The sequence below is a fragment of the Clostridium sp. UBA1652 genome, assembly GCF_002320975.1.
GTDB classification, from domain to species: Bacteria; Bacillota; Clostridia; order Clostridiales; family Clostridiaceae; genus Clostridium_T; species Clostridium_T intestinale.
On the sequence record NZ_DCLI01000049.1, the window covers coordinates 1 to 25,743 of the forward strand.

Consider the following 25,743-nt stretch of genomic DNA (forward strand, 5'->3'; position numbering starts at 1 on the left):
TGAGCCGGTGGTACTTGACTATTTATCATAAAATATTGGATTTAATGACAAAAAATATAAAAAATATGTTAGAATAGTTACATATAACTCAAAAAATAGTATAAAAATAATGAAAAAATTAACTTGATAGGTTAATAAAAATTGACTAAATGGGGGATACTAGCATATAATGATATTAGAGTTTAAGACAAATAAGATAAAAAAACAATGTGAAAACCCTGCTGTAGCACAAAAGGAATATGGTTCTATAATGGGGCGCAAATTAACTCAAAGAGTTATGGAATTAAATAGAGCTAAAAACTTATTAGACATACAGAAACTGCCAGCTGCTAGACTTCATAGACTTGATGGAAAAAGAGCAGATGAGTATGCTGTGGATTTAGTTCACCCATTTAGATTAGTGTTTACTCCTTTGGTTGATGGTGGAGTAAGTTTAAATGATTTGCAAGGTATTAACATTGTAAGAATTGAGGAGGTGATTGATTATCATGGTAAGCAAAAAGGAAAATAATTTTATGCCGATTATTGCAATACCTCCAGGTGAAACTATTAGGGAGAATATGGAGTTTCTAGGTATGAATCAGTTAGAGCTTGCTGCTAGACTTGGAATTACTCCTAAACATTTAAGTAATATAATAAATGGCTCAGCACCAATAACTTATGATACTGCATTGAAGTTAGAAGTTGTTATTGGTCCTAGTGCAGAGTTTTGGATGGATTTAGAATCAGGATATCAATTAGACAAGGCTAGATTGAAGAGCCTTGAAGAAATTAATGTGGATTTAGAAATTTTAAAAGATATTCCTTACAATGAGATGAGCAAGTTTGGCTGGGTAGAGCCTACTAAAGATAAGAATGAAAGAGTTATGAATACTAGAAATTATTTTGGGGTAGCTTCACTAGGATTAATAAAAAATACGTATAGTGTAAGCTTTAGACAAGGGAAAACAAATAATTCTATATCTGATTTTGGAGTTCTAGCTTGGTTAAGGAAAGCTGAGATACAAGGGAATAAAGTAGAAGTATCTGAATTTAACAAGACAAAGTTAAGAAAGTTAATACCTGAATTCAGAAAACTCACATTAGAAGATCCAGAGGTTTTTTATCCTAAGATGAAGCAACTATGTTCTGATTGTGGAGTAGCTTTGGTCTTGGTTGAATCTTTGCCAAAGACGTACATTCAGGGAGCAACTATATGGAAGCATGATAAAGCAGTCTTAGCATTAAGTGTACGTGGAAGAAAAGCTGATATTTTTTGGTTTACATTTTTCCACGAGTTAGCACATCTAATACATCACACAAAGAAGGAATTTCATATTAATTGTGAAACGGATACTGAAGAAGATGAAGCTGATTTGATTGCAAGTGACTATCTAATTCCTAAAGAGAAATATGATTACTTTGTTCAAAACTATGATTATCAAAGTAAGTTTCAAATTTTAGTATATGCGCAAGACCTAGGAATAGCACCATGCATATTAGTAGGTCGATTACTTCATGATAAGTTGATAGATTATATGAATTTCAATAATTTAAGACCTGGTTTTAAAATTGTCTATTCATCAAATTAGAATAGGAATCTGTATAATAGAAATAATTAACCCTCCAAACTCGGAGGGTTTTTCTATATAAAAACTTACTATATTATGGTATATTTTACTTATACATATTTTATGGGGGAGAGCTATGAGAAAAGATATTGAGGATTTAATTAAGAGTTTGAAATTGCCTAAGTTTGGATTTAAAGGTCAATATGAGTGTGCAGAGGAGTATTTATCTCCTAATGAAGAAGTTTTGTTCATATATCCAGGTAACGCAAATATATCAACAACTAGTGAAAAAGATAAATTCAAGGCTAATCATTTAGATCTTAAAAATAAAAATCCTGGTATATTTGTAATTACGCCAAGGCGAGTTTTCCACGCTAATAGATATTTAGGTGGACACATTGAACAAATATATAAAGAAGAAATAGCATCATATAGATTAAGTAAAATAGGTGTTATACAGATATTTTCTAATCATAGAAGTATAGAAGTTGATATACAATCAAGGAAAGTAGTTGTTGAAGCTGCTAAAAGTGCTATGCTGAAAATTCTTGAAAATAATGGTCCTATTATAAAAGAAAAAAATGAAGTAATTGGAGAGAGTAAATCTATAGATATTCCGGAACAAATTAAAAAACTAGCAGATTTAAAAGATATGGGAATACTATCAGATGAAGAGTTTAGTCAGAAGAAAAGAGAGTTGCTTGAGAGAATATAAATTTGAGTTTATACATTAAGGATATATTCAGTTGAGCTTATATATTTTTTTTGAATAATAATGTTTTAAATATGAATTAATATACAATAAATAGATGGAGGTGAAATCTTTAAATTAAGATTTCATCTCGTTTTCTATTTAACTACTAATTAACAACCTAGTCAGAATATAGTGTAAATATCCTATTTTAAGCTATAGGGGGTTAACCATTGAAAACACTGGCTTTAGCATAAGGTAACTAAATCTATAAAATCATTTTAGACAAAAGGCGAGTGTGGGGTCAAAGACCAGGTCAGCTAGTCTCAATACAATATATCATGCGGTATAACAGTCTTTTAGGACTTTTTTTTTTTGTTTTTTTAAATATAAAAATATTAAATATATATTTTGATAATAAATTATAATTAAAAAGCCAATGAAAACATATACATAAAGATGTAATATAGGGAATAACTAAGTATGAAGAAGATTGAAGAAGAAAAACTCTCTTAATATTCTGTAAATTCAGAAAAAACGAGTTGAAATTATGTAGAATAAGCTGTAAAATGTTTATAACAAACAGGTTCTTAACTAATTAATAGTTAAGGGTGGAAGGGGTTGACTTTATGAAAGTAACTGTAATAGCAAAAAATATTGAATTAACAAAGGCCTTGAAGGAAACAGTAGAAAAAAAGATATCAAAGCTTGGAAAATACTTTAACCCAGAAGTAGAGGCAAGGGCAACCTTAAGTGTACAAAAAAATAGACAAATAATAGAAGTTACTATTCCTTTTAATGGAGTTATATTAAGAGGAGAAGAAGCAACAGATGATTTATATAAATCTATAGATTTAGTAGAAGAAAAGTTAGAAAGACAAATAAGAAAACAAAGAACAAAGCTTTCTAGAAGAAATCATGGAGCTGATTCATTAAGATATGCATCATTTAATGAAGTAGCAGCAGAAAATGATGATAATGACGAAGAATTTAATGTAGTTAAAACTAAAAGATTTAGTGTTAAACCAATGTCAACTGAAGAAGCAATTCTACAAATGGAACTTTTAGGGCATAACTTCTTTGTATTCCAAGATTCTGAATCAAACGATATGAATGTTGTATATAAGAGAAAAGACGGACAATATGGTCTGATTGAACCAGAAATGTATTAAAAAGAGCTGAAAAGCTCTTTTTTTATGTCTAAAAATATTTTATTTTTCTTAAAAAAACTATATAGCTATTGATAAGGTTATCAATAATGATATAATTGTAGCATAAACATTTTAGGAGGAAACCAATGGAGAAAATTGCATTAATAACAGATACAACTAGTGATTTGCCTCAAGATATTATAGAAAAGTACAATATAAAAATTCTACCTTTTAGAATTATATATAAGGATCGTGAGTATAAAGATAAATATGAAATTACTCCGAAAGAAGTTTATGATAACTTTGAAAAAGAAATTCCAACATCCTCATTACCATTAGCTCAAGATATGGAAGACCTATATGATGAGTTAGAGAAGGAAGGATATACCCATGCGATAGCTATAACATTATCAAGTGGATTATCTGGAATTAGTAATGCTTTAAGACTTGTAAGTGAAAACCATGATAATATTGAATCTTTTGTGTATGATTCTAAGACTATATCTTGGGGAGAAGGAATACTTGTAAAAAAATGTGCAGAACTTATAGAACAAGGAAAAGACTTCAACTATATAAAAAATATATTGCCTGAATTAAGGAAAAAGGTTAAATTATTTTTTGTAGTTGGAACATTAGAATATTTAAGAAAGGGTGGAAGAATCGGTAGAATATCCGGAACCATAGGAGATTTATTGAATTTAAAGCCAATTGTAGCTGTGGATGATGAGGGAAGATACTTCACTCATAGTAAGGTAAGAGGTAGAAAACAATCATTAAATAAAATGGTTAATATAGTTAAAGAGATTGTTAACGACAAAGAGCATGATATAATTGTATTAAATGGTTGCTCAGATGAGGATTGCAAATATATGATAGATCAATTTGAAAAAATAGATAATGTAAGCTCTGTTAATTATGGTGGAGATATCAGCCCTGTATCAGGAGTTCATAGTGGACCAGGACTCGTAGGGGTTGTTTTAGTAGAAAAAGAATAGAAAATAAGACCTTCTTATATTAGGAGGTTTTATTTTTTTACCAAAAACCTCTAAAAATACTATACTTAAAGGTTTTTGGTTGATTATTATAATAAATAAGTGATATAATTTATAAAGTGTATCGGTAAATAAAATATAGATTGCGAGGATCGATTAATGGGATTACTAAATAAGTTATTTGGAAATTATAGTGAGAGAGAAGTAAAAAGGATAAGACCTATTGTAGATAAGATAGATTCATTAGGAGCGGCTATGGAAGCTTTAAGTGATGATGAACTTAGAGGAAAAACAGATGAGTTTAAGGAAAGAGTACAAAATGGGGAATCTTTAGATCATATACTTCCAGAAGCCTTTGCAGTTGTTAGAGAAGCAGCTTCTAGAACACTTGGAATGAAACATTATAGAGAACAATTAATTGGTGGTATAGTTTTACACCAAGGTAGAATTTCAGAGATGAAAACAGGGGAAGGTAAAACACTTGTTGCTACACTTCCTGCTTATCTAAATGCTTTATCAGGTAATGGGGTTCATATTGTAACAGTAAATGACTACCTAGCAAAAAGAGATAGAGACTGGATGGGGAAAGTTTATGAATTTTTAGGATTAACTACTGGTGTAATAGTTCATGGATTAAACAATGATCAAAGAAGAACTGCTTATGCAGCTGATATAACTTATGGAACAAATAATGAATATGGATTTGATTACCTAAGAGATAACATGGTAATTTATAAAGAAGAAAGAGTTCAAAGAAAGTTAAACTTTGCCATAGTGGATGAAGTTGACTCAATTTTAATAGATGAAGCTAGAACTCCGCTTATAATTTCTGGAGCAGGGGAAAAGTCTACAGAGTTTTATAAAATAGCAGATTATTTCGTAAAAAGACTAAATAAAGAAGAGCATTTTACAATAGATGAAAAAGCTAATGCAGCAATGCTTACAGAAGCAGGTGTTGAAATGGCTGAAGGTGCTTTCAAAGTTGATAACTATGCAGATGCAGCTAATATAGAACTTCAACATTACATAACTCAAGCTCTTAAAGCTAATTATGTAATGAAAAGAGATAAAGATTACATGGTTAAAGATGGAGAAGTTATAATAGTTGATGAATTTACAGGAAGACTTATGGAAGGAAGAAGATATTCAGATGGTCTTCACCAAGCTATAGAAGCAAAAGAAGGCGTTAAAGTTGAGAGAGAATCAAAAACTTTAGCAACTATTACATTCCAAAACTACTTTAGAATGTATGATAAATTATCAGGTATGACAGGTACTGCTTTAACAGAAGAATTGGAGTTTAGAGAAATATATAACCTAGACGTTATTGTAATACCTACACATATGCCTATAGCAAGACAAGATTTACCTGACGTAGTATATAAAACAGAAAAAGGTAAGTTCTTAGCTGTAGTAGAAGAAATAACAGAAACTTATCAAACAGGTCAGCCTGTTCTAGTAGGTACAGTAAGTATAGAAAAATCAGAAGTTTTATCTGAACTTTTAAAGAGAAAAGGAATTCCTCATAGAGTATTAAATGCTAAATACCATGAGCAAGAAGCTGAAATAGTTTCTCATGCAGGTGAAAGAGGTACAGTAACAATAGCTACTAATATGGCTGGTAGAGGTACTGATATTAAACTTGGAGAAGGTGTTACAGACGTAGGTGGATTAAAGATAATAGGTACTGAAAGACATGAATCTAGAAGAATAGATAATCAGCTTAGAGGACGTGCAGGAAGACAAGGAGATCCAGGATCATCAAGATTCTATATTTCATTAGAAGATGACTTAATGAGAATATTTGGTGCAGAAAAAATAACACCAATGATAGAGAAGTTTGGATTTACTGATGATGAAGCTATTGAGAGTAAAATGGTTTCAAAATCTATTGAAAATGCACAAAAGAAAGTTGAAGGAAATAACTTTGATATAAGAAAAACTTTACTTGGCTATGATGATGTTATGAATATGCAAAGAGAAGTTATCTACAAACAAAGATCTGAAGTTTTAGAAGGTGAAAATCTTAAAGAACAAGTTCAAGATATGTTAAAAGAACTTATAGATGGATCTGTAGATGCTCACTTAGAAAATGCAACAGATAAAATAGAAGAAGAAATCAAGAAATTGCTTGCTTATTTAGAAGAAATATTCTTACCACATGGAAGCTTTGATGTAGATACATTAGCTAAACTTTCAAATGATGAAATAAAAGAAGCTATACTTAAAAAAGCTAAAGACATATATGAAGGAAAAGAACTCGAATTTGGAGAAGAACAAATTAGAGAGATTGAAAGAGTAGTTCTTTTAAGAGTAGTTGATACTAAGTGGATGGATCATATAGATAGTATGGATCACTTAAAACAAGGTATAGGGCTTAGAGCATATAAACAACAAAATCCAACTCAAGCATATCAATTTGAGGGTTCTGCAATGTTTGAAGAAATGATAGAAAACATAAAGGTAGAAACTATAAAGTTATTATTCCATGTTAGAGTTGAAAAGAAACCAGAAAGAGAAAGAGTAATAAAAGAAACTGGAGCATCTCATGGAGAACAACCAGAAGATCTTAAACAAGAACCAGTAAAAAAAGATAAAAAGGTAGGAAGAAATGATCCTTGCCCATGTGGATCAGGCAAAAAATATAAAAACTGTCACGGAAGAACTTCTATATAATATATAGTAACATCTAGGAAAAATTCAGCATGTCTGAATTTTTTCCTTTATTAAAGAAATGAAGAAAGTGGTGATTTTTTTATGATATTAGAGTTAGAAAATTCTATAAGCAGACTAAAACTAATAAAAGAAAATTTAAAAGAAATGGGGGCTTCACTTTGACCTAAGTGGATTAAAGAAAAAGCTTGAAGAACTAGAATTTAAAATGCAGGAAACCTCTTTTTGGGAGGATGTTAATAAAGCTGGAGAAATAACTCAAGAAGCTAAAAGAATAAAAGATAAATTAGATTATTTTAGTTCTTTAAATACGAGAGTTGAAGATGTTGAGATATTATTTGAATTGTTAGAAGATGATGATGAAGAAACTCCTAAAGAGATAATAGGAGAAGTTAAAGGTATATCTAAGGAAATAGAAAATCTAAAGATTCAAATACTTCTTTCAGGAGAGTATGATAGAAATAATGCTATACTAACTCTTCATACAGGGGTTGGCGGAACTGATGCAAATGATTGGACAGAAATGCTTCTTAGAATGTATACACGTTATTGTGACAAGAGGGGATATAAACTTCAAACACTAGAGTACTTAGAAGGTGATGAGGCAGGAATAAAAAGTGTAACTCTAAGAGTAGAGGGAGAATATGCTTACGGATACTTAAAAGCAGAAAAAGGAATTCATAGACTAGTTAGAATATCACCATTTAATGCTAATGGTAAAAGGCAAACTTCTTTTTCGTCAGTAGAAATATTGCCAGAGCTTACAAAAGAGCAAGACATAGAAATAAATCCAGTAGATTTAAGGATTGATACCTATAGGGCTAGTGGAGCAGGTGGACAGCATGTTAATACAACAGACTCTGCAGTAAGAATAACTCATATTCCTACAGGGGTAATAGTACAATGTCAAAATGAACGAAGCCAGATACAAAATAGAGAAACTGCAATGAGTATGCTTAAAGCTAAATTGGTTGAACTTAAAGAAAGAGCTCATAAGGATAAAATAGAAGACTTAACTGGTGAGCTTAAGGATATGGGATGGGGAAGCCAAATCAGATCTTATGTATTTCATCCTTATTCTATGGTTAAGGATCATAGAACAAACTATGAAACCTCAAACGTAAGTGGTGTAATGGATGGAGATATTCAGGAATTCATAAACATATTTTTGGCACAATTAAGCGAAAACTAAATTAATAAATACTTAAAGGGTGTTGAAGGATTTTTAATTTTTTCCAGCACCTTTTAGTATATAATAGATTATATAAAGTATGAAATGAGGGAAAAAGTATGGAAGTAAAAAATACAAAAGCATATAAAATAGTTATTGATTATATAAAAGATAAAGTATTCAGAAAAGAATTAAAAACAGGAGACAAACTTCCAACGGAAAGAGAACTTGCAGAGAATTTAAAAGTATCAAGAACATCTGTAAGAGAAGCTATAAGAGCATTAGAGGTTATAGGACTTATAGAAAGCAAGCAAGGGGCTGGAAACTATATAAAAAATGATTTTGAAAAGTCTTTATTTGAGCCATTATCAGTTATGTTTATGCTTCAAGAAAGTAGCCCTAAGGATATATTTAATTTAAGAGAAATTTTAGAAATGGAATGTTGTAAGCTTGCTGTAAAAAATGTAAAAGACTATGAATTAGATAAATTAGGTGCAATTATAAGTGAGATGAAAGAAACTGATGATGAAGAAAGGAATAGTGTATTAGATAAAGAATTACATAGCTTAGTAGCAACTATAAGTGGAAATAAATTAATAATAAATGTATTAAATGTTATATCGGTATTGATAGAAGCATCTATAAAAGAATATAGAAGTCAGATAATTAATCTGTTTAAAAGCAATGATGAACTTATGGAAATACATGAAGGTATATATTTAGCACTTAGAAATAGAAGTGAAGAAGAGATAGTTGATGTTATGAATAAACATTATGAACTCATAAAAAAAGCAGTTAAGATGTAATTATAGGAAAAATAGTTATATTTTTAACAATAAATTTTGAGTATATTTAAAAATAAACTATATTTTTTGCAATTATTGATAGCATATCTTAAAAAAACAAGCCTATTTAATAAAAATATTAAATACGCTTGTTTTTTTTTAGATTTATCTTTCATTTTGTTAAGAAAATGTTTACAATATAAATAGAGATATTGGTAATACCAATTTTAATATTGGTGATACCAATATTGAAAGGGGGAAGAAAAATGAATAGTTATTTGTTATTTGTATTGGCACTGTTGCCGATAATTTGGCTAATGGTATCATTAGGTGTATTGAAAATACCAGGATACAAAGCAATCCCTGTAGCTTTAGTTATAACAATAGTATTAGCAGTTTTAGTTTGGAAAGTTTCAGTACCGCATGCATTAGGAGCAACGTTAGAAGGATTTGCGATGGGATTATGGCCAATAATGATAGTAATCATTGCAGCTGTATTTACCTACAATTTAACCCTTCATACAGGCGGAATGGAAACAATTAAAAAAATGATGACAGGCATTACAACAGATAAGAGAATTTTAGTTTTAATACTTGCTTGGGGGTTTGGAGGATTCCTAGAGGCCATAGCTGGATTTGGAACAGCAGTTGCTATACCAGCAAGTATAATGGTAGCATTAGGATTTGAACCAATATTTGCTGCAGTAATATGTCTTATGGCAAATACTACGCCTACAGCATTTGGAGCAATTGGACTACCTGTTTCAACATTAGCAAATGTTACAGGAATAGATGTAGCACCGCTATCATACACAGTTTCATTGCAATTATTTGTACTTATTGTAGTTGTACCTATAGCACTTGTTATGATAACAGGAAAAAGTGTTAAGGCAATAAAAGGAGTATTAGGAATTTCATTAATATCAGGATTATCATTTGCATTACCGCAAATATTCATAGCTAAATACTTAGGAGCTGAATTGCCAGCTATATTAGGATCAGTTGTTTCTATGGGAGTAACAATTCTTTGGGCAAAAATGTTCCATAAAGATAAAGCAAAAGAAGATGCAGAAAAAGTTAGTTTAAAAGAAGGGATTATGGCATGGTTACCATTTATACTAGTGTTTACATTTATATTAGTAACTTCACCTTTAATACCAACAATAAATGGACCGCTATCATCAATAAAAACATCTGTACATTTGTATACAGGTGAAGGCGGAAAAGCATATACTTTCCAATGGCTTTCAGCACCAGGCACCTTAATTATCATAGCTACTTATATAGCTGGATTTATTCAAGGACTATCATTCGGAGGAATTACAAAAATTTTAGGACAAACTATAAAACAAATGAGCAAATCATTTATAACTATATTAGCTATCGTAGCATTAGCTAAGGTAATGCAATATAGCGGAATGATTAAATCAATAGCTGTAGTTTTAGTTGCAGTTACAGGTCCATTCTATCCAATAATATCTCCAATAATAGGTGCATTAGGAACTTTTGTAACAGGCTCTGACACATCTGCAAACGTTTTATTTGGAGGGCTTCAGGTAGAAGCAGCAAATGGATTAGGTTTAAGTCCTTATTGGCTTGCAGCAGCTAATACAGTAGGAGCAACAGCAGGAAAGATGATATCCCCACAAAGCATAGCAGTAGCAACAGCAGCTACTGGATTAAGTGGTAAAGAAGGAACTATATTAAATACAACATTAAAGTTTTGTTTAGTATATGTAATAATACTAGGAATAATAGTTTTCTTTGGAAGAGGGCTATTAGGAGTTTGATGAATCTAGGGTAAAACCTATTAATAAATATATTAGTAAATGGAGGAGTTATATAATGAATATAGTTGTTTGTATTAAACAAGTGCCAGGAACATCAAAGGTAGAAGTAGATCCTGTTACTGGAGTTTTAAAAAGAGATGGAATAGACACAAAGATGAATCCTTATGACTTATATGCCTTAGAAACAGCCGTAAGACTTAAGGAAAAGTTAGGTGGTACAATAAAAGTTATTACTATGGGACCTCCTCAAGCCAAAGATGTAATAATGGAAGCTTATGCTATGGGAGCAGATGAGGGGACAATAATATCAGATAGAAAATTTGCAGGAGCTGATGTTTTAGCAACATCTTACACAATTTCTCAAGGAGTAAGAAAATTAGGTGACTTTGACTTAATCCTTTGTGGTAAACAAACTACAGACGGAGATACAGCTCAAGTTGGACCAGAAATGGCAGAGTACCTAAATATACCACATATATCTAATGTAAGAAATATAAAAGAAACCAAAGACAATGCTTTAGTTGTAGAAATGGATATGCCAAACACAATTGAAGTTGCAGAAATAAAATTCCCTTGTTTAATAACAGTAGAAAAGGATATAAATCAGCCAAGATTACCTTCCTTTAAAAAGAAAATGGAAACAAAAAATAGAGAAATTAGAATGATATCTTTAAATGAATTTGAAGATAAAGATGAAATGAAATATGGACTTAATGGATCACCAACCCAAGTTGAAAGAATTTTTCCACCAGAAGTAAATAGTCATAGAGAAATGTGGAAAGAAGACGGTGAAAAAATAGTAGAAAAGATGTCACACACTCTTAAGGAATTAAGATTTATATAGGAGGGGAAATATTATGGCAAAGTTAGTAGTTCATAACGAAAAAATTGATAATAAAAGTGAGGCAATAAAATTATGTCCTTTTGGAGCTATGGATATAGTTAATAATAATATAGAGATAAACGCAAGCTGCAAAATGTGTAGACTTTGTGTAAGAAAAGGACCAGAAGGCGCATTTGAATATGTAGAAGGAGAAAAGAAACCTTCAGTAGATAAGAGTTTATGGAAGGGAGTAGGAGTATATGTTGACCATGTAGAGGGAGATATACATCCTGTAACATTTGAACTTATAGGTAAAGCAAGAGAGCTTGCAGCTAAGGTTAATCAAGAAGTTTATTGCGTATTTGTAGGACATGATATAGAGGATAAAGCTGAAGAATTACTTCATTATGGAGTAGACAAAGTTTATGTATATGATAGTGAAAAGTTAAAAGAATTCAGAATTGAACCTTATACAGCTGCTTTTGAAGATTTTATAAATAAAGTAAAACCAACGGCTATATTAGTAGGTGCAACTACAGTAGGTAGAAGTTTAGCTCCTAGAATTGCAGCTAGATTTAGAACAGGATTAACAGCAGATTGTACAGTGCTAGATATAAAGGAAAATACTGATTTAGTTCAAATAAGACCAGCTTTTGGTGGAAATATTATGGCTCAAATTATTACACCTAACTCTAGGCCACAGCTTGCAACTGTTAGATATAAGGTTATGCTAGCACCAGAGAGAAGTGAAGATGTAAATGGACAAATCATAAAATGTACTATAGAAGATGAAAAATTAGCTTCAAATATAGATGTATTAGAAGTATTTAAAAAGGAAGCTGAAACTGGAATATCTGATGCTGAGGTTCTAGTAGTAGCTGGTAGAGGAGTTAAAACAGAAAAAGATTTGGCTATGGTAGAAGAACTAGCAAAACTATTAGGAGGAGAAGTTGCTGTTACAAGACCTCTTATAGAGTCAGGTTGGGCAGATGCTAAGAGACAAGTAGGTTTAAGTGGAAGAACAGTTAGACCAAAACTAATCATAACCTTAGGAGTTTCTGGAGCAGTTCAGTTTACAGCAGGAATGAATAAATCAGATGTTATATTCTCAATAAATAAGGATGAAAAAGCTCCAATATTCCAAGTTGCTCACTATGGAATAGTAGGAGATATGTACGAAATAATACCACAATTAATTGAGAATATAAAGTTATCAAAGGAGGCTTAATATCATGGAATATAAAAATATTGAATTGAATGATTATGAAGCAATAAAAGCATTGATTAATGACGATGAAAGAGTTTTATATAAAGAAGCAATAGGAGAAGATTATTCTCATGATGAGCTTGGAGCAGTTAAAAAGATGCCTGATTTGGTAGTTCAAGCTGCATGTACTGAAGATGTATCAAAGGTTATGAAATACGCTTATGATAATAATATTGTAGTTACTCCTAGAGGTTCAGGAACTGGACTAGTTGGAGCCGCTGTTCCAATATACGGTGGAATAGTAATTGATTTATCAAGAATGAATAAAATTCTTGAAATAGATGAAGAAAACCTAACATTAACATTAGAACCAGGTGTACTTCTTATGGAGATAGGTAAATATGTTGAGGAATTTGACTTATTCTACCCACCAGATCCAGGTGAAAAAACAGCTACAATAGGTGGTAATATAAGCACAAATGCAGGTGGTATGAGAGCAGTTAAATACGGTGTTACAAGAGACTTTGTTAGGGGTTTAGAAGTTGTTCTTCCAAATGGAGAAGTAACAAATCTTGGAGGAAAAGTAGTTAAAAATAGTTCTGGTTATGCCCTTAAAGATCTAATTATAGGAGCAGAAGGAACACTAGGAATAGTAACAAAAGCTATACTTAAGTTATTACCATTACCTAAGAAGGCTATATCACTACTTATTCCATTCCCAGATTTAGATAGAGCAATTGAAACTGTACCTAAAATAATAAAATCGAAAACTATACCAACAGCTATAGAGTTCATGCAAAGAGCTGCAATAGTAGCAGCAGAAGAGTTTTTAGGAAAGAAATTCCCTGATTCACAATCAGATGCATATATTTTATTAACCTTCGATGGTAATTCCAAAGAAGAAATAGAAGCAAGTTATGAAAAAGTAGCTAATATTTGTTTAGAAAATGGAGCTTTAGATGTACTTATATCAGATACAGAAGAAAGACAAGAATCTATTTGGTCAGCTAGAGGAGCTTTCCTTGAAGCAATAAAAGCATCAACAACTGAAATGGATGAAGTTGACGTTGTAGTTCCAAGAAATAAGGTTGCAGAATTTATTAAATATACACATCAATTAGAAGAAAAACACGAAATAAGAATAAGAAGTTTTGGGCATGCTGGAGATGGTAACTTACACATTTACATCTTAAAAGATGCTTTAGATGAGGAAACTTGGAATAAAAAACTTCTTGAAGTAATGGAAGATATGTATGCAAAAGGAAGAGAATTAAAAGGACAAGTTTCAGGAGAACATGGTATAGGTTTAGCTAAGAGACCATATCTTAAAAAAGCTGTACCAGAAGAAAACTTAATTATCATGAAAGGCATAAAGAAAGCCTTTGACCCAAGCAATATTCTAAACCCTGGTAAGGTTATATAGTGATAGAAATGTAAGAGAAGGACATTGTGATAGCTATGTTAATAGTTACTCATGATGTCCTTTTCTTGTATCATTGTGAATAGCATGTTAATTAGCTATTCTTTGTCGTTTTATGTATGATGGGCTTTTATATACTTACTTCAACTTCTTATAACATTGTTGGAAATAAAAGTTGGTAAAATTTGTACAGTTGTTAAAACTCACAAACAGTCTCATCACAGAAGTTTGCATCTCTGAAAATATCTCCTCTATAATTCACAATTTTAAAATCTTCTGCCCTTAGCTGCTTCTTCCCTGTAATAAATTTTTTCAGAAGCCCAAGGGATATATTAGTTTCCTCCAAAGTTATAACAAACCAATTAATATAAAAACTTAAGTATTTACTTGCTACATTATGAAAACTCTTAAGAAATCTCTTGAATTCTCTGCCTCTTTTTATAAGTTCCTTATTATGCATACCACATGTATTTAAAATTACAAGTTTTTCAAAATATTTTGTATTAAAACCCATTGAACTATCTATAATAACTTTCATATTATTGTCCTTTGCAAAATGAAAATATGTCCAGTTTCTTGGAGTAGCTATATAGCGGCTTTTTTCATCAATAATTGGTTTTAAAATTGTATGTAGAATTTCTCTATTAACAAATGATTTACTAGACGGCTTTATAAACTTATTATCTTCTATATCTTTACAGTTTAGTATTATTATATTTTCCCTTTTAAGAATTTGTCCATTCAACATATAGCTTTCCTTATCTAGTCTGGTTATTGAGAATTTCTTGTTAATACTATGATTTCCTTTAAAACTCTCCTTTAGTCTAATTTCCTCTACTTCTATATTAAAAAGCTTTTTATTCATTATCTTAGTACCAATAACACTTAAAACCTTATGCCTCCAGTGAAAGGAAGTTTTTAAGTCAATATTTAGAATTTCTGCTATTTTCCTAAGCGTAAGCTTTTCCTTTATACAGAACATGTACTTAATCCACATATCTATTGGTTTTTTGCTGTAACTTAATGGGGAGCCGGTTATATCTGAAAAGTTCTTACAACACTTTTTGCATCTATACCTCTGTATTCCTTTTTTACTTTTGCCATATTTAATTACGTTCTCGCTATTTTTACAAACAGGACAATCTTTATTAACTTCTACTTTAAATACATTTTCAGCATTTTTAATATCTTCCTTCGAATATATATATTCTTCTTTTATTTCAATAGATTTGTTATAAAAATATTTATCAATTATCTCTAAAATTTTATCATGGTTCAAAGAATTCATCTCCTTAAAAAGATTGTTCCTTTGAATTATTACCTTTTAAACTTATATTAAATCACTAAATATAAGTCTAAATTCTCAATTGTCCTAAATATCTCCACCAACTTTTTGTTCCAACAATGTCCTATGCGGTTGAAGTATCTGTACAGAATCCTTGCAGACAAAAATCGACAGTTATCAAAATATATAAATAAAAGAAGTACCACTAATGTTTAAAAGTTGTTTTTAGTAGTACTTCTTCCTGTAACTATTTATTTAGGTTCTTAGTTTTTAAATCTTTATAAGTTAAATATAGAGATAAAAATGAAAAAATCAGAAATCCCCCTAAAGATCCGTAGAAAAGTCTAGAGTCATAAATTGTGAAAGTAAAACCACCATAATAAGTAGATAGTATATATTTATATACAAGATCATAGGTTAAATTAATCCCGTATGGACTAGTATATTCATAAGTATCATTAGGAGTATGAATGTTAGAATAATCCTCAAAGCCTAAAGTAACTCCATCTATACCTAAAGAGTTAAAAGGGGCATGATCTGAAACATCTTCAAATTTTTTAACATAGTAGATTTTATCATTTTCTAAAATAGTTGATAAGTCTTCTATAAGTTTAGAATTACGCACATATTTACCTGAAATTATAGATAAAGAAGTATCCTTAGTTGAAGCAACCATATCAAAGTTTATTAATTTGGATTCCTTAATAGAATCTAAATTGTTTGTAGCAAAATCTTGAGAACCTAGTAAACCAAATTCCTCTCCGTTTAAGGCTAAAATAATTATATCTCTATCAGGTTTAGGTAAAGAAGCAAGATTCTTAGATAATTCTAATAAAAAAGAAATTCCTGAGGCGTTATCTAAAGCACCTGAATATAGGCTTCCACCTAAATCAATTCCTAAGTGATCAAAGTGAGCAGATAATATAAGAGGAGGCAAAGTAGAATCTCTTCCTTTAATTTTTCCAACTATATTTGGTATATTTGTATCAACAACTTCCATAGGTATGAAGCAATCTAACGTATAATCATCTCCAAGTTTATCTAAGATTTCATCATAAACGTCTTTAGTGATAGAAATATACATACTGCAAGGAGAGTTATATAAAAATGAACTTCTAAAATCACTAGAATTGTCAGAAACATATAACATAAAGGAACCTTGCGAATTTTGGATTACTATACTTTGAGTAAAAATATATAATTTACTATCTCTAAATTTTTCACCAAATGAGAACGTATTTTCCTTGAAATTCAATAAATCCTCTTTAAAATCTACACCATATTTAAACTCCTTATATACATTTCCACCAGGGGATTTAAGGATTAAGTTTGGTGAACCATTTATAAGCTTAGGTGACTTAACTTTAAACATTTCTCTATAATCATCATTATAGCTATGAATATAATTATTCTTAAGTTCATTTATTATATATTCTGAGGTCTTAATATTTCCCTCACTTCCAGCAAGTCTTCCTTCGTATGTAGAAGAAGAGAGCTCTTTTATATTATTTAACACATTATTAGTATCAAAAGGTTTGTATGTAAGTTTAAAATAGAGTGAGATTGAAAATAATGTTAAGAAAAGGAGACTTATAAAAGCCAAAATATATTTTTTCATGTTAAACCCCTTATGTAAAAACTATATAAATACATATGATATTTAACCAAAATCTATGACAAGGGGAAACTTGATTATATGAGGATTATTATTATAATAATATATGGAGTAAATTTTTAGGAGGAGAAAATGAATAACATTAATGATGTATTAAGTAAAGAATTAAATATAAGTTTAAAGCAGGTAGAAAGTGTAATAGAGCTAATAGATGGAGGAAACACTGTACCTTTTATAGCTAGATATAGAAAAGAAGTTACTGGTGGGTTAACGGATGAAGTTTTAAGAAAATTTTCTGAAAGATTAACTTATTTAAGGAATCTTAATGAAAGAAAAGAAAATGTAATAAGGATTATAGAAGAAACAGGAAATTTAACTGAAGAAATAAAAGGAAAAGTATTAAAAGCAGAAACTCAATCAGAAGTTGAAGATATATATAGGCCATTTAAGCCTAAGAAAAGAACTAGGGCAACAATAGCTCTAGAAAAAGGGCTAAAACCATTAGCTGACCTTATATTCACAGGTGAATTTAAGGGGAATCTACTAGATAAGTCAAAAGAGTTTGTTGATGAAGAGAAGGCTGTTTTAAATGAAGAAGAAGCATTAGCAGGGGCTATGGATATAGTAGCAGAACAAATTTCAGACAATGCGGATTATAGAAAATGGCTTAGAGAATTCTTATTTAAAGAGGGTGTACTTGAAACAAAGGGGGGTTCAGAAGAACCAACTCCTTATGAAATGTATTATGACTATTCAGAACCTGTAAGATTTTTACCTTCACATAGAATATTAGCTATAAATAGAGGGGAAAAAGAGAAAATATTAAATGTAAAAGTAGTAGCTAATGAAGAAAAAATAATTACTTACCTAAAAAATAGAATACTTAAAGGTAATAGTGAAACAGATAAGTATTTAGAAGAAGCCATAAAAGATTCCTTAAAAAGACTTATATATCCTTCTATTGAAAGAGAAATAAGAAGTGAATTAACAGAAAAAGGTGAAGAGGGAGCTATAAGAATATTTAATGAAAATCTTAAATCCTTACTTATGCAATCCCCTATAAAAGGTAAAGTAGTTATGGGATATGACCCAGGTTTTAGAACAGGATGTAAAGTAGCTGTTTTAGATGATACTGGTAAATTTTTAGAGAAGGCTACAGTTTATCCAACAGTACCTAAAAAGGATGTAAAAGGAACTATAAAGGTTTTAAAAGAGTTAATAAATAAATATGGCGTTGACGTAATATCATTAGGAAATGGTACAGCATCTAGAGAATCAGAAGAAGTGCTTGCAGAAATGATTACTGAAATCAAAAAAGAAACAGGTAGAGATGTATATTACTGCATAGTTTCAGAAGCAGGTGCATCAGTTTATTCCGCATCAGAACTTGCTCAAAAGGAATACCCTGATTTAGATGTAACAATAAGAGGTGCTATATCAATAGGAAGAAGACTTCAAGACCCTCTAGCTGAACTTGTTAAGATAGATACTAAATCCATTGGAGTAGGTCAATACCAACATGATGTGGCAGTTAAAAAACTTGATGAATCTCTAAAAGGGGTAGTAGAAGATTGTGTAAATAAGGTAGGGGTAGACTTAAATGTTGCTACACCATCTTTACTTAGTTATATATCAGGAATAAATACCTCCATTGCAGCTAATATAGTAGCATATAGAGAAGAAAATGGAAAATTCAAAAATAGAAAAGAACTTTTAAAAGTTAAAAGATTAGGACAAAAAGCATATGAGCAGTGTGCAGGGTTCTTAAGGGTAATGGAAAGCAGCGAGCCTCTAGATAATACAGCTGTACATCCAGAGTCATACGTAACAGCTAACAATCTTATAAAAGAATTAGGATATTCGAAAGGTGAACTTAAAAAAGCTTCTTTAACAGATATTGAAGGAAGAGTTCAAGAAATAGGAATAAAAGAACTTGCAGCAAGACTTAATGTAGGAGAACCTACATTAAAAGATATAGTAGGAGAACTTAAGAAACCAGGAAGAGATCCAAGAGAAGAACTTCCAAAGCCAATATTTAAATCAGGAGTAATTGATTTAAAAGATTTAAAACCTGGAATGGAATTAATGGGAACTGTTAGAAATGTATCAGACTTTGGAGCTTTTGTAGATATAGGAGTTCACCAAGATGGATTAGTTCATAAATCTCAAATGGCTAATAGAAGAGTAAATCACCCCCTAGACATCGTTAAATTAGGAGATATAATTAAAGTTAAGATTCTAGAGGTTGATGAAAAAAGAAAAAGAATATCCCTGTCCATGAAGGATGTTTCACAAGAATAAAAAATATCTTGTCAAAAATTAAACTTGGATATATAATAAAGACAAGAAGAAAAAAATTAAATTATCTTCAGGGCGGGGCGTAATTCCCCACCGGCGGTATAGCCCGCGAGCTAAGTTTTTTAGCATGATTCGGTGAAACTCCGAGGCCGACAGTATAGTCTGGATGAAAGAAGGTAGTAATTAGGATTACTTAGTTATTATGCCCTGAATCTTATGATTCAGGGTTTTTGTTATTTTTTATTATCCTAATATTGCCCAGGAAGATATATCTTTAGGAGGCGTATTATAAATGAACGATTCAAGATTAAACAAACAAATTAGGATTGCACTATTATCAGGAATAGCTTTTGTACTAATGTATTTTGATTTTCCACTACCATTTTTTCCACCATTTTTGAAAATTGATGTATCTGATATTCCAGCTTTAATAGGAGCTTTTTCTCTAGGACCAGTAGCAGGTATAGTTATAGAACTTATTAAAAATATTCTTTATACCTTAATTAAAGGATCATCTTCAATGTTTATAGGAGAGTTTGCGAACTTTGCTATAGGAGCTACTTGGGTGTTTGTAGCAGGATTTATATATAATAGAAATAGAACTTTCAAGACAGCAATAATAGGTTTAGTTTCATCAGTATTAGCAATGACTGTAATGGCAGTATTATTAAACTACTTTGTATTACTACCTATGTATGTTAATGTTTTTAAAGTTGATTTAGGTGGAAGCATAGGAAGTTTTATTGCAGTAGCAACAGTACCATTTAACATTTTAAAAGGAGCTATTTCATCAACTGCAACAGTATTACTATATAAACCAGTGATTGCAGTAATAAACAGACAGTCTATAAGAACAGTAAAATATTAGATTAAAAATAAAAAACCTCGGATATTCCGGGGTTTTTATATTTGTCCTAATATTATAATGTCCTAATATTATAATATTAGGACATTAGGACATTTATCTTTTCCACATTATAAGAGCATCTTCTTTATTATCTTCATAGTAGTTTTTTCTAATTCCTTCTTCAGAAAAACCTAATTTTTTGTATAACCACTGAGCAGGAAGATTAGATACTCTTACCTCTAAAGTTATTTCTTTTGCACCTCTAGCATAGGCCTTATCTAAAAGCGCATTTAATAAAGTTTCACCTATACCTTTGCATCTATAATCTGGATGAACCGCTATATTAGTAATATGAGCTTCCTCTAATATTACCCATATACCTCCATAAGCTATTACTCTGTTGTCCATAATAACAACTAAATAAGAGGCTAATTTATTTTTTAGTTCTCTCTTAAAAGAATCATAGCTCCAAGGAATGGGAAATGAAAAAATAGAAATCTCACATATATCAACAAGATGTTCAGAAGTCATGTCTACAATTGTGAATTGTTTAGAATTAAATTCATCCATTACTCTAATCCTAATTTCCTTTCATACTCTCTTTCAGCTTGGGATTTCCTTAAATAAAGAGGTATTGAATTATTAATATCATCTTTTTCACCATTTAAAAGTCTAGCAAGACCTAATTCTCCTAAAGAAGAAGCTCTTGTGTAATTAAGATGAAGAGGAGGAAAAACCACTTCCTTTTTTAAATCCTTAAGCTCCACCTTATATTTTATTGTTCCATCACCTATAAAAAGAACCTGTTCATTATATTCATTTAATATTTCAGAAAGTTCTTTAAGAGAAATAATAAGGTAATCAGAAAGTCTTGTAAGCTTACCATCTATATTCTTATACAAAGCTGTATAGACATTACCCCTTAAAGCATCCATAACAGGACATATAATACCATTAAAGTTAAATACGTTATAAGCTAAGCCATCTAGGTTTGAAATAGAAACAAAAGGCTTATTTATACCTAATGACATACCTTTTATGGTAGCAAGACCTATCCTAAGTCCAGTAAAGGAACCAGGCCCTTCAGAAATAACAAAACCATCTATATCCTTTATCTTTAAATTATTATTTTTAAGTAAAGTTTCAATCATAGGTAAAAGTAATACAGAATGTTGCTTTTGATAATTTAAATTATATTCACCCAAAACTCCATTTTCATTTAAAAGTGCAACAGTTGCAACAGCTGTTGAAGAATCTACACTTAATATATTCATAGTTTTAACTCCTTTATGTACGAATAACCTTCCCCATAAGGTCTGATAGATATTTTTCTATACTCATCTCCTAAGTGCGGAAGTTTTTTAATGCTTATGTGGACAAAATTTTCTGGAAGGATATCCTCTATGTAGTTAGCCCATTCAATTAGACTCACGCCATTACCAAAAATATATTCATCAAAACCTATAGCCATAATTTCATCAGAATCATTTACTCTATAAACATCAAAGTGGTAAAGCGGAAGTCGTCCGCTATTATATTCATTAACAATTGTAAAGGTTGGGGAAGTAATATGCTCAGATATACCTAGACCCTTAGCAAATCCTTTAGAAATATGGGTCTTACCCGTTCCTAAATCTCCAGTTAAACAAAATACATCACCAGCCTTAGCTAATTCACCTAGCATATAGCCAATGTGCATAGTTTTTTCTACAGAATCAACAATAAATTCCATAAGTAAACTCCTTTTCTTTAAAGTATCTTCTTACTATTCTATCCAACTTCGTAAAAAAAGAAAAGAAGTAAAGAGTGAAATAATTAAGAATTTATTAAATGTTAGGAATATCCTTTGAATATAATAATACTATGTAATACAATAAGAAATGTAAGTAAATAAGTCGGAGGAAAATTATGAAAAAGATTACCTTTGGGATGTTAATTATAAATCTTATAGCATTTATAGTTTTATCCATATATCCAAAGATGACTTTATCTAGTAAAGCAAATGAGTCTACTAAGCTTAGAGAACCTTTTTTTAATATAATGACATCTAATAAGTCAGTGTATTTAATGGTTAATGAGCTAGTTAAAGATAAACATAACGTAGAATATTTGGCGAAAGACCAAGAAGAAATAAAAAGCTTTACTTTTGATGAAGATGTGATAAACAATATTTCCAATATGGATTTATTTATATATACAGGCAAAAATTTTGAACCTTGGGCTACTGATTTAATATCAGATTTAAAAAAAGATAAGGTATCAGTTGTAGATATTTCAAGAGGGACTAAGGTATTAACTGTTGAAGGTGGAAATGAAAATCCATATTATTGGATGGACTTTGAAAACTATAAGATAGCTTTATTTAATATTAAAAATGAGCTTCAAGCTTATGATCCTAACAATAAAGAATACTATGAGACTAATTATAATGATGTTATAAAGGGCTTTGAAGAAGCATACCTAGATAAGCTAACTGTACTTAAGAATTTAGAAAGTACAGACTTCTATTATGCTGACTATTCCTTAGAGTATTTTAGTAAATATATAAACAGTAAAGTACAAGCATTAGATAATAATAAGATAGATAAGCTTATAAAATCTAAAGCTCATAATAAGATAGTGTTATATAGTGATGATAAACAAATTGATAAATATAGAGAAACTCTAGAGTTAAATAATGTTCACTTAATAAAAGTGAAGTATTATAGTGAAGATAAGGATTACGTCCATACTTTAGAAGAGGCTATAGATGAGCTGTTTAAAAGTTTAAACCTAACTTTAGGTACTAAAAAGCTAGAATGAAAAAATATTTAATAAATATCTTGCAAATAAATTAGGATTATGATATTATAACTATTGTGTCTTAGGGGTATGGCTCAACGGTAGAGTAGTGGTCTCCAAAACCATTGGTTGTGGGTTCAAATCCTACTGCCCCTGCCATATATGTCCAGCAGAATTATTCTGTTGGATTTTTTGTTTTAAAAAAGCATAGGGATATAAATTTTAAATAATAAAACAAAAAAAGCTGGATGAAAATCCAGCTTGTTTATTTTTCTATCTTATTCATTTTTAATTTCATATATTCTACTATAAGCTCATCTAAGTATTGACTTAACTGAAGGCGAGGAGCTTCCTCGTCGCAAGTAACGCTAATTTCGTTAAGGGTATCTCTAACTTCTGATATATACTTATCTAGCTCAAATAGATTTTTTTCTATTTTATCCATATCCATATACACCTCCATGGGTATGCATAGTTGTATTAAAGCGAGTTATTATTACCAAAGACTCCATTAACAGTTGTATCATTTAGTTTATCCACTATACTTTTAAAGTTAGGCAATTTATTAGACATATCTCTATTTAAACTTTTAAATATTTCCACAATATAAATGCTATCATCTATATTTATTGGACATGATAGTATAAGTAAAACCTCTTTACCTTTATTCTCTAATTTCGCGAAAAGATTATTGTTAGTAAGAGCTTTGCTGCAAACACAATTTTTGCATGGAGATTCATTTTCAAAATGCTTGTAGCAAGGTATATTAGAGTATTCCAATGAATCTGAATCAAAGACTAATTTATTTATGGGGTCAACAATTCTTATATAATCATAAAAGCCTTCTATAATGGACAATTTTTTAAAAATTTCTTTTAAAATGTTCATATAAACAATCGAGCCTCCATAAGATAATAAATAGTACTATAATAATATTATATATGTAAACTAGTTGATTTACAATATATCCTAGAAATATAAGATTTTTTTAATGGATTATAGGATATTACTAATAATATAGTACTATGTTATAATCTAGTTACTTGGATAGATAGGATTGATTTTATGGAATGGATAAAGAGTTTTTTTAGCTACAATATAAGAAATATTGACTATAACTTAGATGAAAATAAAAATAGAGTCAATAAGGAATTTGAAAAAGAAAATAACAACTTGATTTTACTTAGAATAAAATTTGTATGTATAGCTATAATTATTTTGAGTGCTTATTATGTCTATATAGATTTTGTAACCTTTAAAGAGCTGGAGGGTACATATTATCTTAGAAATCTTAGAGTTATGCATTTTATAATAATTTTAGGGTGTTTTTTATATTTAGGTATTTATGAGTTTTATTTAAAAAAGAATAGGAATGTTAAGGATAAACATATATCTTTTGTTATTAAAATATACTTAATTTCAACTTTATTGGTTGGGATGTTGTCATCTTTAAATAGTCAATATCTTACAGGGAATATAGATTCATATATTATAGTTTGTGTCCTTGTTGCAGCAGCACTTCCTTTGGAACCAATATTTATGTTTTGTACTTTTTTTATAAATCACGCTATATTTATAGTAGGTTTAAGTTTAATTGTGCAAGATAAATATGAAGTTGTAACTAAAGAAATTAATTCAACTATTATGGTTATAATGGCCTATATATTAGTAGTTATTTCATATAGATTCAGAAAAGATGATTATTACAATAAGAGCAACTTAGAAAAATTATTTGAAATAAATCCTTATCCATTAATTATAGAAAGATTTAAGGATGGAAAAATCATGAAAGTTAATAAAAAAATACTGGAGTTCTATGATATATCTTTAGAAGAAAGTAAAAATTTAACTGAAAAGGACCTCTATTCTAACAATGAAGAGAGAAATAATATTATAAAAAGGTTAGAAAATGAAGGTAATATATATAATTATATATTAGAACATAAAACCAAAGATGGTTTAAGCAAATGGGTTATTGCTAATTATGAGGTTATTAACTATAGAGGAGAAAAATGTATTCTCTGTGGAATGACTGATATAACAGAACTAAAAAAGATGGAGTCTGAATTAATAAAAAACGCAACCACAGATGTTTTAACTGGAGTATATAATAGAAGAACAGGGATGGAGATATTACAGAAAAAGCTTACCTCAGATTCAAAAGAATTTTTGGAATTAACCATATGCTTTATAGATATAAATAAGTTAAAGTATGTAAATGATAATTATGGACATTCAGAAGGGGATTATTACATATCTACAGTTTGTAAAGTATTGAAAAGTGAAATAAACAAAGATGATATTCTCTTTAGATTTGGTGGAGATGAATTTATAATTGCCTTTATAGATAAGTCCTCAGAAGAAGTTGAAAAGATATGGACAGATATAAATCTTAAGTTTAAAAATATAAATAATTCAAACCACAAACCTTATGATATAACAGTAAGTCATGGAGTATATCAATATAATTCAAATATGCAAATTACATTAGAAGAGGTTATACATTTGGCTGATGAAGAGATGTATAAAGATAAATATTGTAAGATATAATAGAAAAAAATGTTTTGAAGGGCTACCTTGATCGGTAGCTCTTTTTGTTTAATACTTTTAAAAAATAGCTTGCTAAAAAATAGTAGAAAAGCCAAAATCCCTATTGAAGAATTG

At 29.9% G+C, this 25,743-nt stretch carries 23 protein-coding genes, 1 tRNA gene and 1 riboswitch; of the genes, 17 read left to right on the forward strand and 7 right to left on the reverse strand.

Translation table 11 applies throughout. From position 1 onward, the window contains the following. Nucleotides 1-169: 169 nt before the first annotated feature. From B3N22_RS09080 to B3N22_RS09135, 12 genes are all read left to right on the forward strand, one after another. Nucleotides 170-511, forward strand: coding sequence for a hypothetical protein (locus B3N22_RS09080; protein WP_286906443.1), 342 nt, complete (start codon nt 170-172; stop codon nt 509-511). Continuing rightward, complete coding sequence (locus B3N22_RS09085; protein WP_286906444.1) at nt 489-1,571, forward strand: HigA family addiction module antitoxin; 1,083 nt, start codon at nt 489-491, stop codon at nt 1,569-1,571. The genes B3N22_RS09080 and B3N22_RS09085 overlap by 23 nt, the downstream gene beginning before the upstream one ends. Before the next feature lie 115 nt (nt 1,572-1,686). Further along, complete coding sequence (locus B3N22_RS09090) at nt 1,687-2,265, forward strand: SHOCT domain-containing protein (protein ID WP_286906445.1); 579 nt, start codon at nt 1,687-1,689, stop codon at nt 2,263-2,265. Between the two features lie 605 nt (nt 2,266-2,870). Beyond that, a complete protein-coding gene (gene hpf, locus B3N22_RS09095; RefSeq protein WP_286906447.1) occupies nt 2,871-3,413 on the forward strand; it encodes a ribosome hibernation-promoting factor, HPF/YfiA family in 543 nt (180 codons plus the stop codon). A 125-nt stretch (nt 3,414-3,538) separates the two neighbouring features. Beyond that, on the forward strand, nt 3,539-4,387 hold the full coding sequence (locus B3N22_RS09100) for a DegV family protein (RefSeq protein ID WP_286906449.1): 849 nt from the start codon (nt 3,539-3,541) through the stop codon (nt 4,385-4,387). A gap of 156 nt (nt 4,388-4,543) precedes the next feature. Beyond that, nucleotides 4,544-7,060 carry a preprotein translocase subunit SecA gene (gene secA / locus B3N22_RS09105; RefSeq protein ID WP_286906450.1) on the forward strand — a complete coding sequence of 839 codons (2,517 nt, stop codon included), beginning with the start codon at nt 4,544-4,546 and terminating at the stop codon, nt 7,058-7,060. A gap of 81 nt (nt 7,061-7,141) precedes the next feature. Beyond that, nucleotides 7,142-8,249, forward strand: a protein-coding gene (prfB, locus tag B3N22_RS09110) for a peptide chain release factor 2 (RefSeq protein WP_286906452.1) whose coding sequence is annotated in 2 segments (ribosomal slippage) — nt 7,142-7,213 and nt 7,215-8,249 — 1,107 coding nt in all. Because the reading frame shifts where the segments join, the coding sequence is not laid out codon by codon here. Nucleotides 8,250-8,347: 98 nt separating this feature from the next. Further along, complete coding sequence (locus tag B3N22_RS09115; protein ID WP_238906612.1) at nt 8,348-9,034, forward strand: FadR/GntR family transcriptional regulator; 687 nt, start codon at nt 8,348-8,350, stop codon at nt 9,032-9,034. A 245-nt stretch (nt 9,035-9,279) separates the two neighbouring features. Beyond that, nucleotides 9,280-10,803 carry an L-lactate permease gene (locus B3N22_RS09120; RefSeq protein WP_286906455.1) on the forward strand — a complete coding sequence of 508 codons (1,524 nt, stop codon included), beginning with the start codon at nt 9,280-9,282 and terminating at the stop codon, nt 10,801-10,803. A gap of 55 nt (nt 10,804-10,858) precedes the next feature. Then, nucleotides 10,859-11,647, forward strand: a complete 789-nt coding sequence (locus B3N22_RS09125) for an electron transfer flavoprotein subunit beta/FixA family protein (protein WP_286906457.1) — start codon at nt 10,859-10,861, stop codon at nt 11,645-11,647. Between the two features lie 13 nt (nt 11,648-11,660). Continuing rightward, entirely contained in the window at nt 11,661-12,854 is a 1,194-nt protein-coding gene (locus tag B3N22_RS09130) for an electron transfer flavoprotein subunit alpha/FixB family protein (RefSeq protein WP_286906459.1), read from the forward strand. Between the two features lie 4 nt (nt 12,855-12,858). Beyond that, a complete protein-coding gene (locus tag B3N22_RS09135) occupies nt 12,859-14,256 on the forward strand; it encodes an FAD-binding oxidoreductase (protein WP_073022612.1) in 1,398 nt (465 codons plus the stop codon). A 193-nt stretch (nt 14,257-14,449) separates the two neighbouring features. On the opposite strand, the gene B3N22_RS09140 is transcribed toward B3N22_RS09135, so the two are convergent. Both B3N22_RS09140 and B3N22_RS09145 read right to left on the reverse strand, forming a co-directional pair. Next, nucleotides 14,450-15,532, reverse strand: a complete 1,083-nt coding sequence (locus B3N22_RS09140) for an IS1/IS1595 family N-terminal zinc-binding domain-containing protein (RefSeq protein ID WP_286906462.1) — start codon at nt 15,530-15,532, stop codon at nt 14,450-14,452. Between the two features lie 253 nt (nt 15,533-15,785). Beyond that, nucleotides 15,786-17,156: a M28 family metallopeptidase gene (locus B3N22_RS09145; protein ID WP_286906464.1), complete on the reverse strand. Its 1,371-nt coding sequence runs from the start codon at nt 17,154-17,156 to the stop codon at nt 15,786-15,788. 129 nt (nt 17,157-17,285) lie between these two features. On the opposite strand from B3N22_RS09145, the gene B3N22_RS09150 reads away from it, so the two are divergent. After that, entirely contained in the window at nt 17,286-19,454 is a 2,169-nt protein-coding gene (locus tag B3N22_RS09150) for a Tex family protein (RefSeq protein WP_286906466.1), read from the forward strand. A 59-nt stretch (nt 19,455-19,513) separates the two neighbouring features. After that, a riboswitch (FMN riboswitch) is annotated at nt 19,514-19,633 on the forward strand. A 110-nt stretch (nt 19,634-19,743) separates the two neighbouring features. Continuing rightward, the gene (locus B3N22_RS09155; protein WP_073022608.1) at nt 19,744-20,319 is read left to right on the forward strand and encodes an ECF transporter S component; all 576 of its coding nucleotides are present in this window, start codon (nt 19,744-19,746) and stop codon (nt 20,317-20,319) included. A gap of 93 nt (nt 20,320-20,412) precedes the next feature. On the opposite strand, the gene rimI is transcribed toward B3N22_RS09155, so the two are convergent. From rimI to tsaE, 3 genes are read right to left on the reverse strand one after another with little or no spacing between them, the layout of a single operon-like run. Continuing rightward, the gene (gene rimI / locus B3N22_RS09160) at nt 20,413-20,868 is read right to left on the reverse strand and encodes a ribosomal protein S18-alanine N-acetyltransferase (protein WP_238906605.1); all 456 of its coding nucleotides are present in this window, start codon (nt 20,866-20,868) and stop codon (nt 20,413-20,415) included. Continuing rightward, complete coding sequence (gene tsaB, locus B3N22_RS09165) at nt 20,868-21,572, reverse strand: tRNA (adenosine(37)-N6)-threonylcarbamoyltransferase complex dimerization subunit type 1 TsaB (RefSeq protein ID WP_286906470.1); 705 nt, start codon at nt 21,570-21,572, stop codon at nt 20,868-20,870. Before tsaB ends, rimI begins: the two co-directional genes overlap by 1 nt. Continuing rightward, the gene (tsaE, locus tag B3N22_RS09170; RefSeq protein WP_286906472.1) at nt 21,569-22,030 is read right to left on the reverse strand and encodes a tRNA (adenosine(37)-N6)-threonylcarbamoyltransferase complex ATPase subunit type 1 TsaE; all 462 of its coding nucleotides are present in this window, start codon (nt 22,028-22,030) and stop codon (nt 21,569-21,571) included. Before tsaE ends, tsaB begins: the two co-directional genes overlap by 4 nt. Before the next feature lie 176 nt (nt 22,031-22,206). On the opposite strand from tsaE, the gene B3N22_RS09175 reads away from it, so the two are divergent. Both B3N22_RS09175 and B3N22_RS09180 read left to right on the forward strand, forming a co-directional pair. Beyond that, complete coding sequence (locus tag B3N22_RS09175) at nt 22,207-23,100, forward strand: metal ABC transporter substrate-binding protein (RefSeq protein WP_286906474.1); 894 nt, start codon at nt 22,207-22,209, stop codon at nt 23,098-23,100. A 63-nt stretch (nt 23,101-23,163) separates the two neighbouring features. After that, a tRNA-Trp gene (locus B3N22_RS09180) sits at nt 23,164-23,238 on the forward strand. A gap of 106 nt (nt 23,239-23,344) precedes the next feature. Here B3N22_RS09180 and B3N22_RS09185 read toward each other — a convergent pair. Continuing rightward, on the reverse strand, nt 23,345-23,530 hold the full coding sequence (locus tag B3N22_RS09185; protein WP_021800516.1) for a Spo0E family sporulation regulatory protein-aspartic acid phosphatase: 186 nt from the start codon (nt 23,528-23,530) through the stop codon (nt 23,345-23,347). Between the two features lie 29 nt (nt 23,531-23,559). Next, nucleotides 23,560-23,967, reverse strand: coding sequence for a hypothetical protein (locus B3N22_RS09190; RefSeq protein WP_021800517.1), 408 nt, complete (start codon nt 23,965-23,967; stop codon nt 23,560-23,562). Between the two features lie 177 nt (nt 23,968-24,144). On the opposite strand from B3N22_RS09190, the gene B3N22_RS09195 reads away from it, so the two are divergent. After that, nucleotides 24,145-25,629 carry a sensor domain-containing diguanylate cyclase gene (locus B3N22_RS09195; RefSeq protein ID WP_286906479.1) on the forward strand — a complete coding sequence of 495 codons (1,485 nt, stop codon included), beginning with the start codon at nt 24,145-24,147 and terminating at the stop codon, nt 25,627-25,629. Nucleotides 25,630-25,743 lie beyond the last annotated feature (114 nt).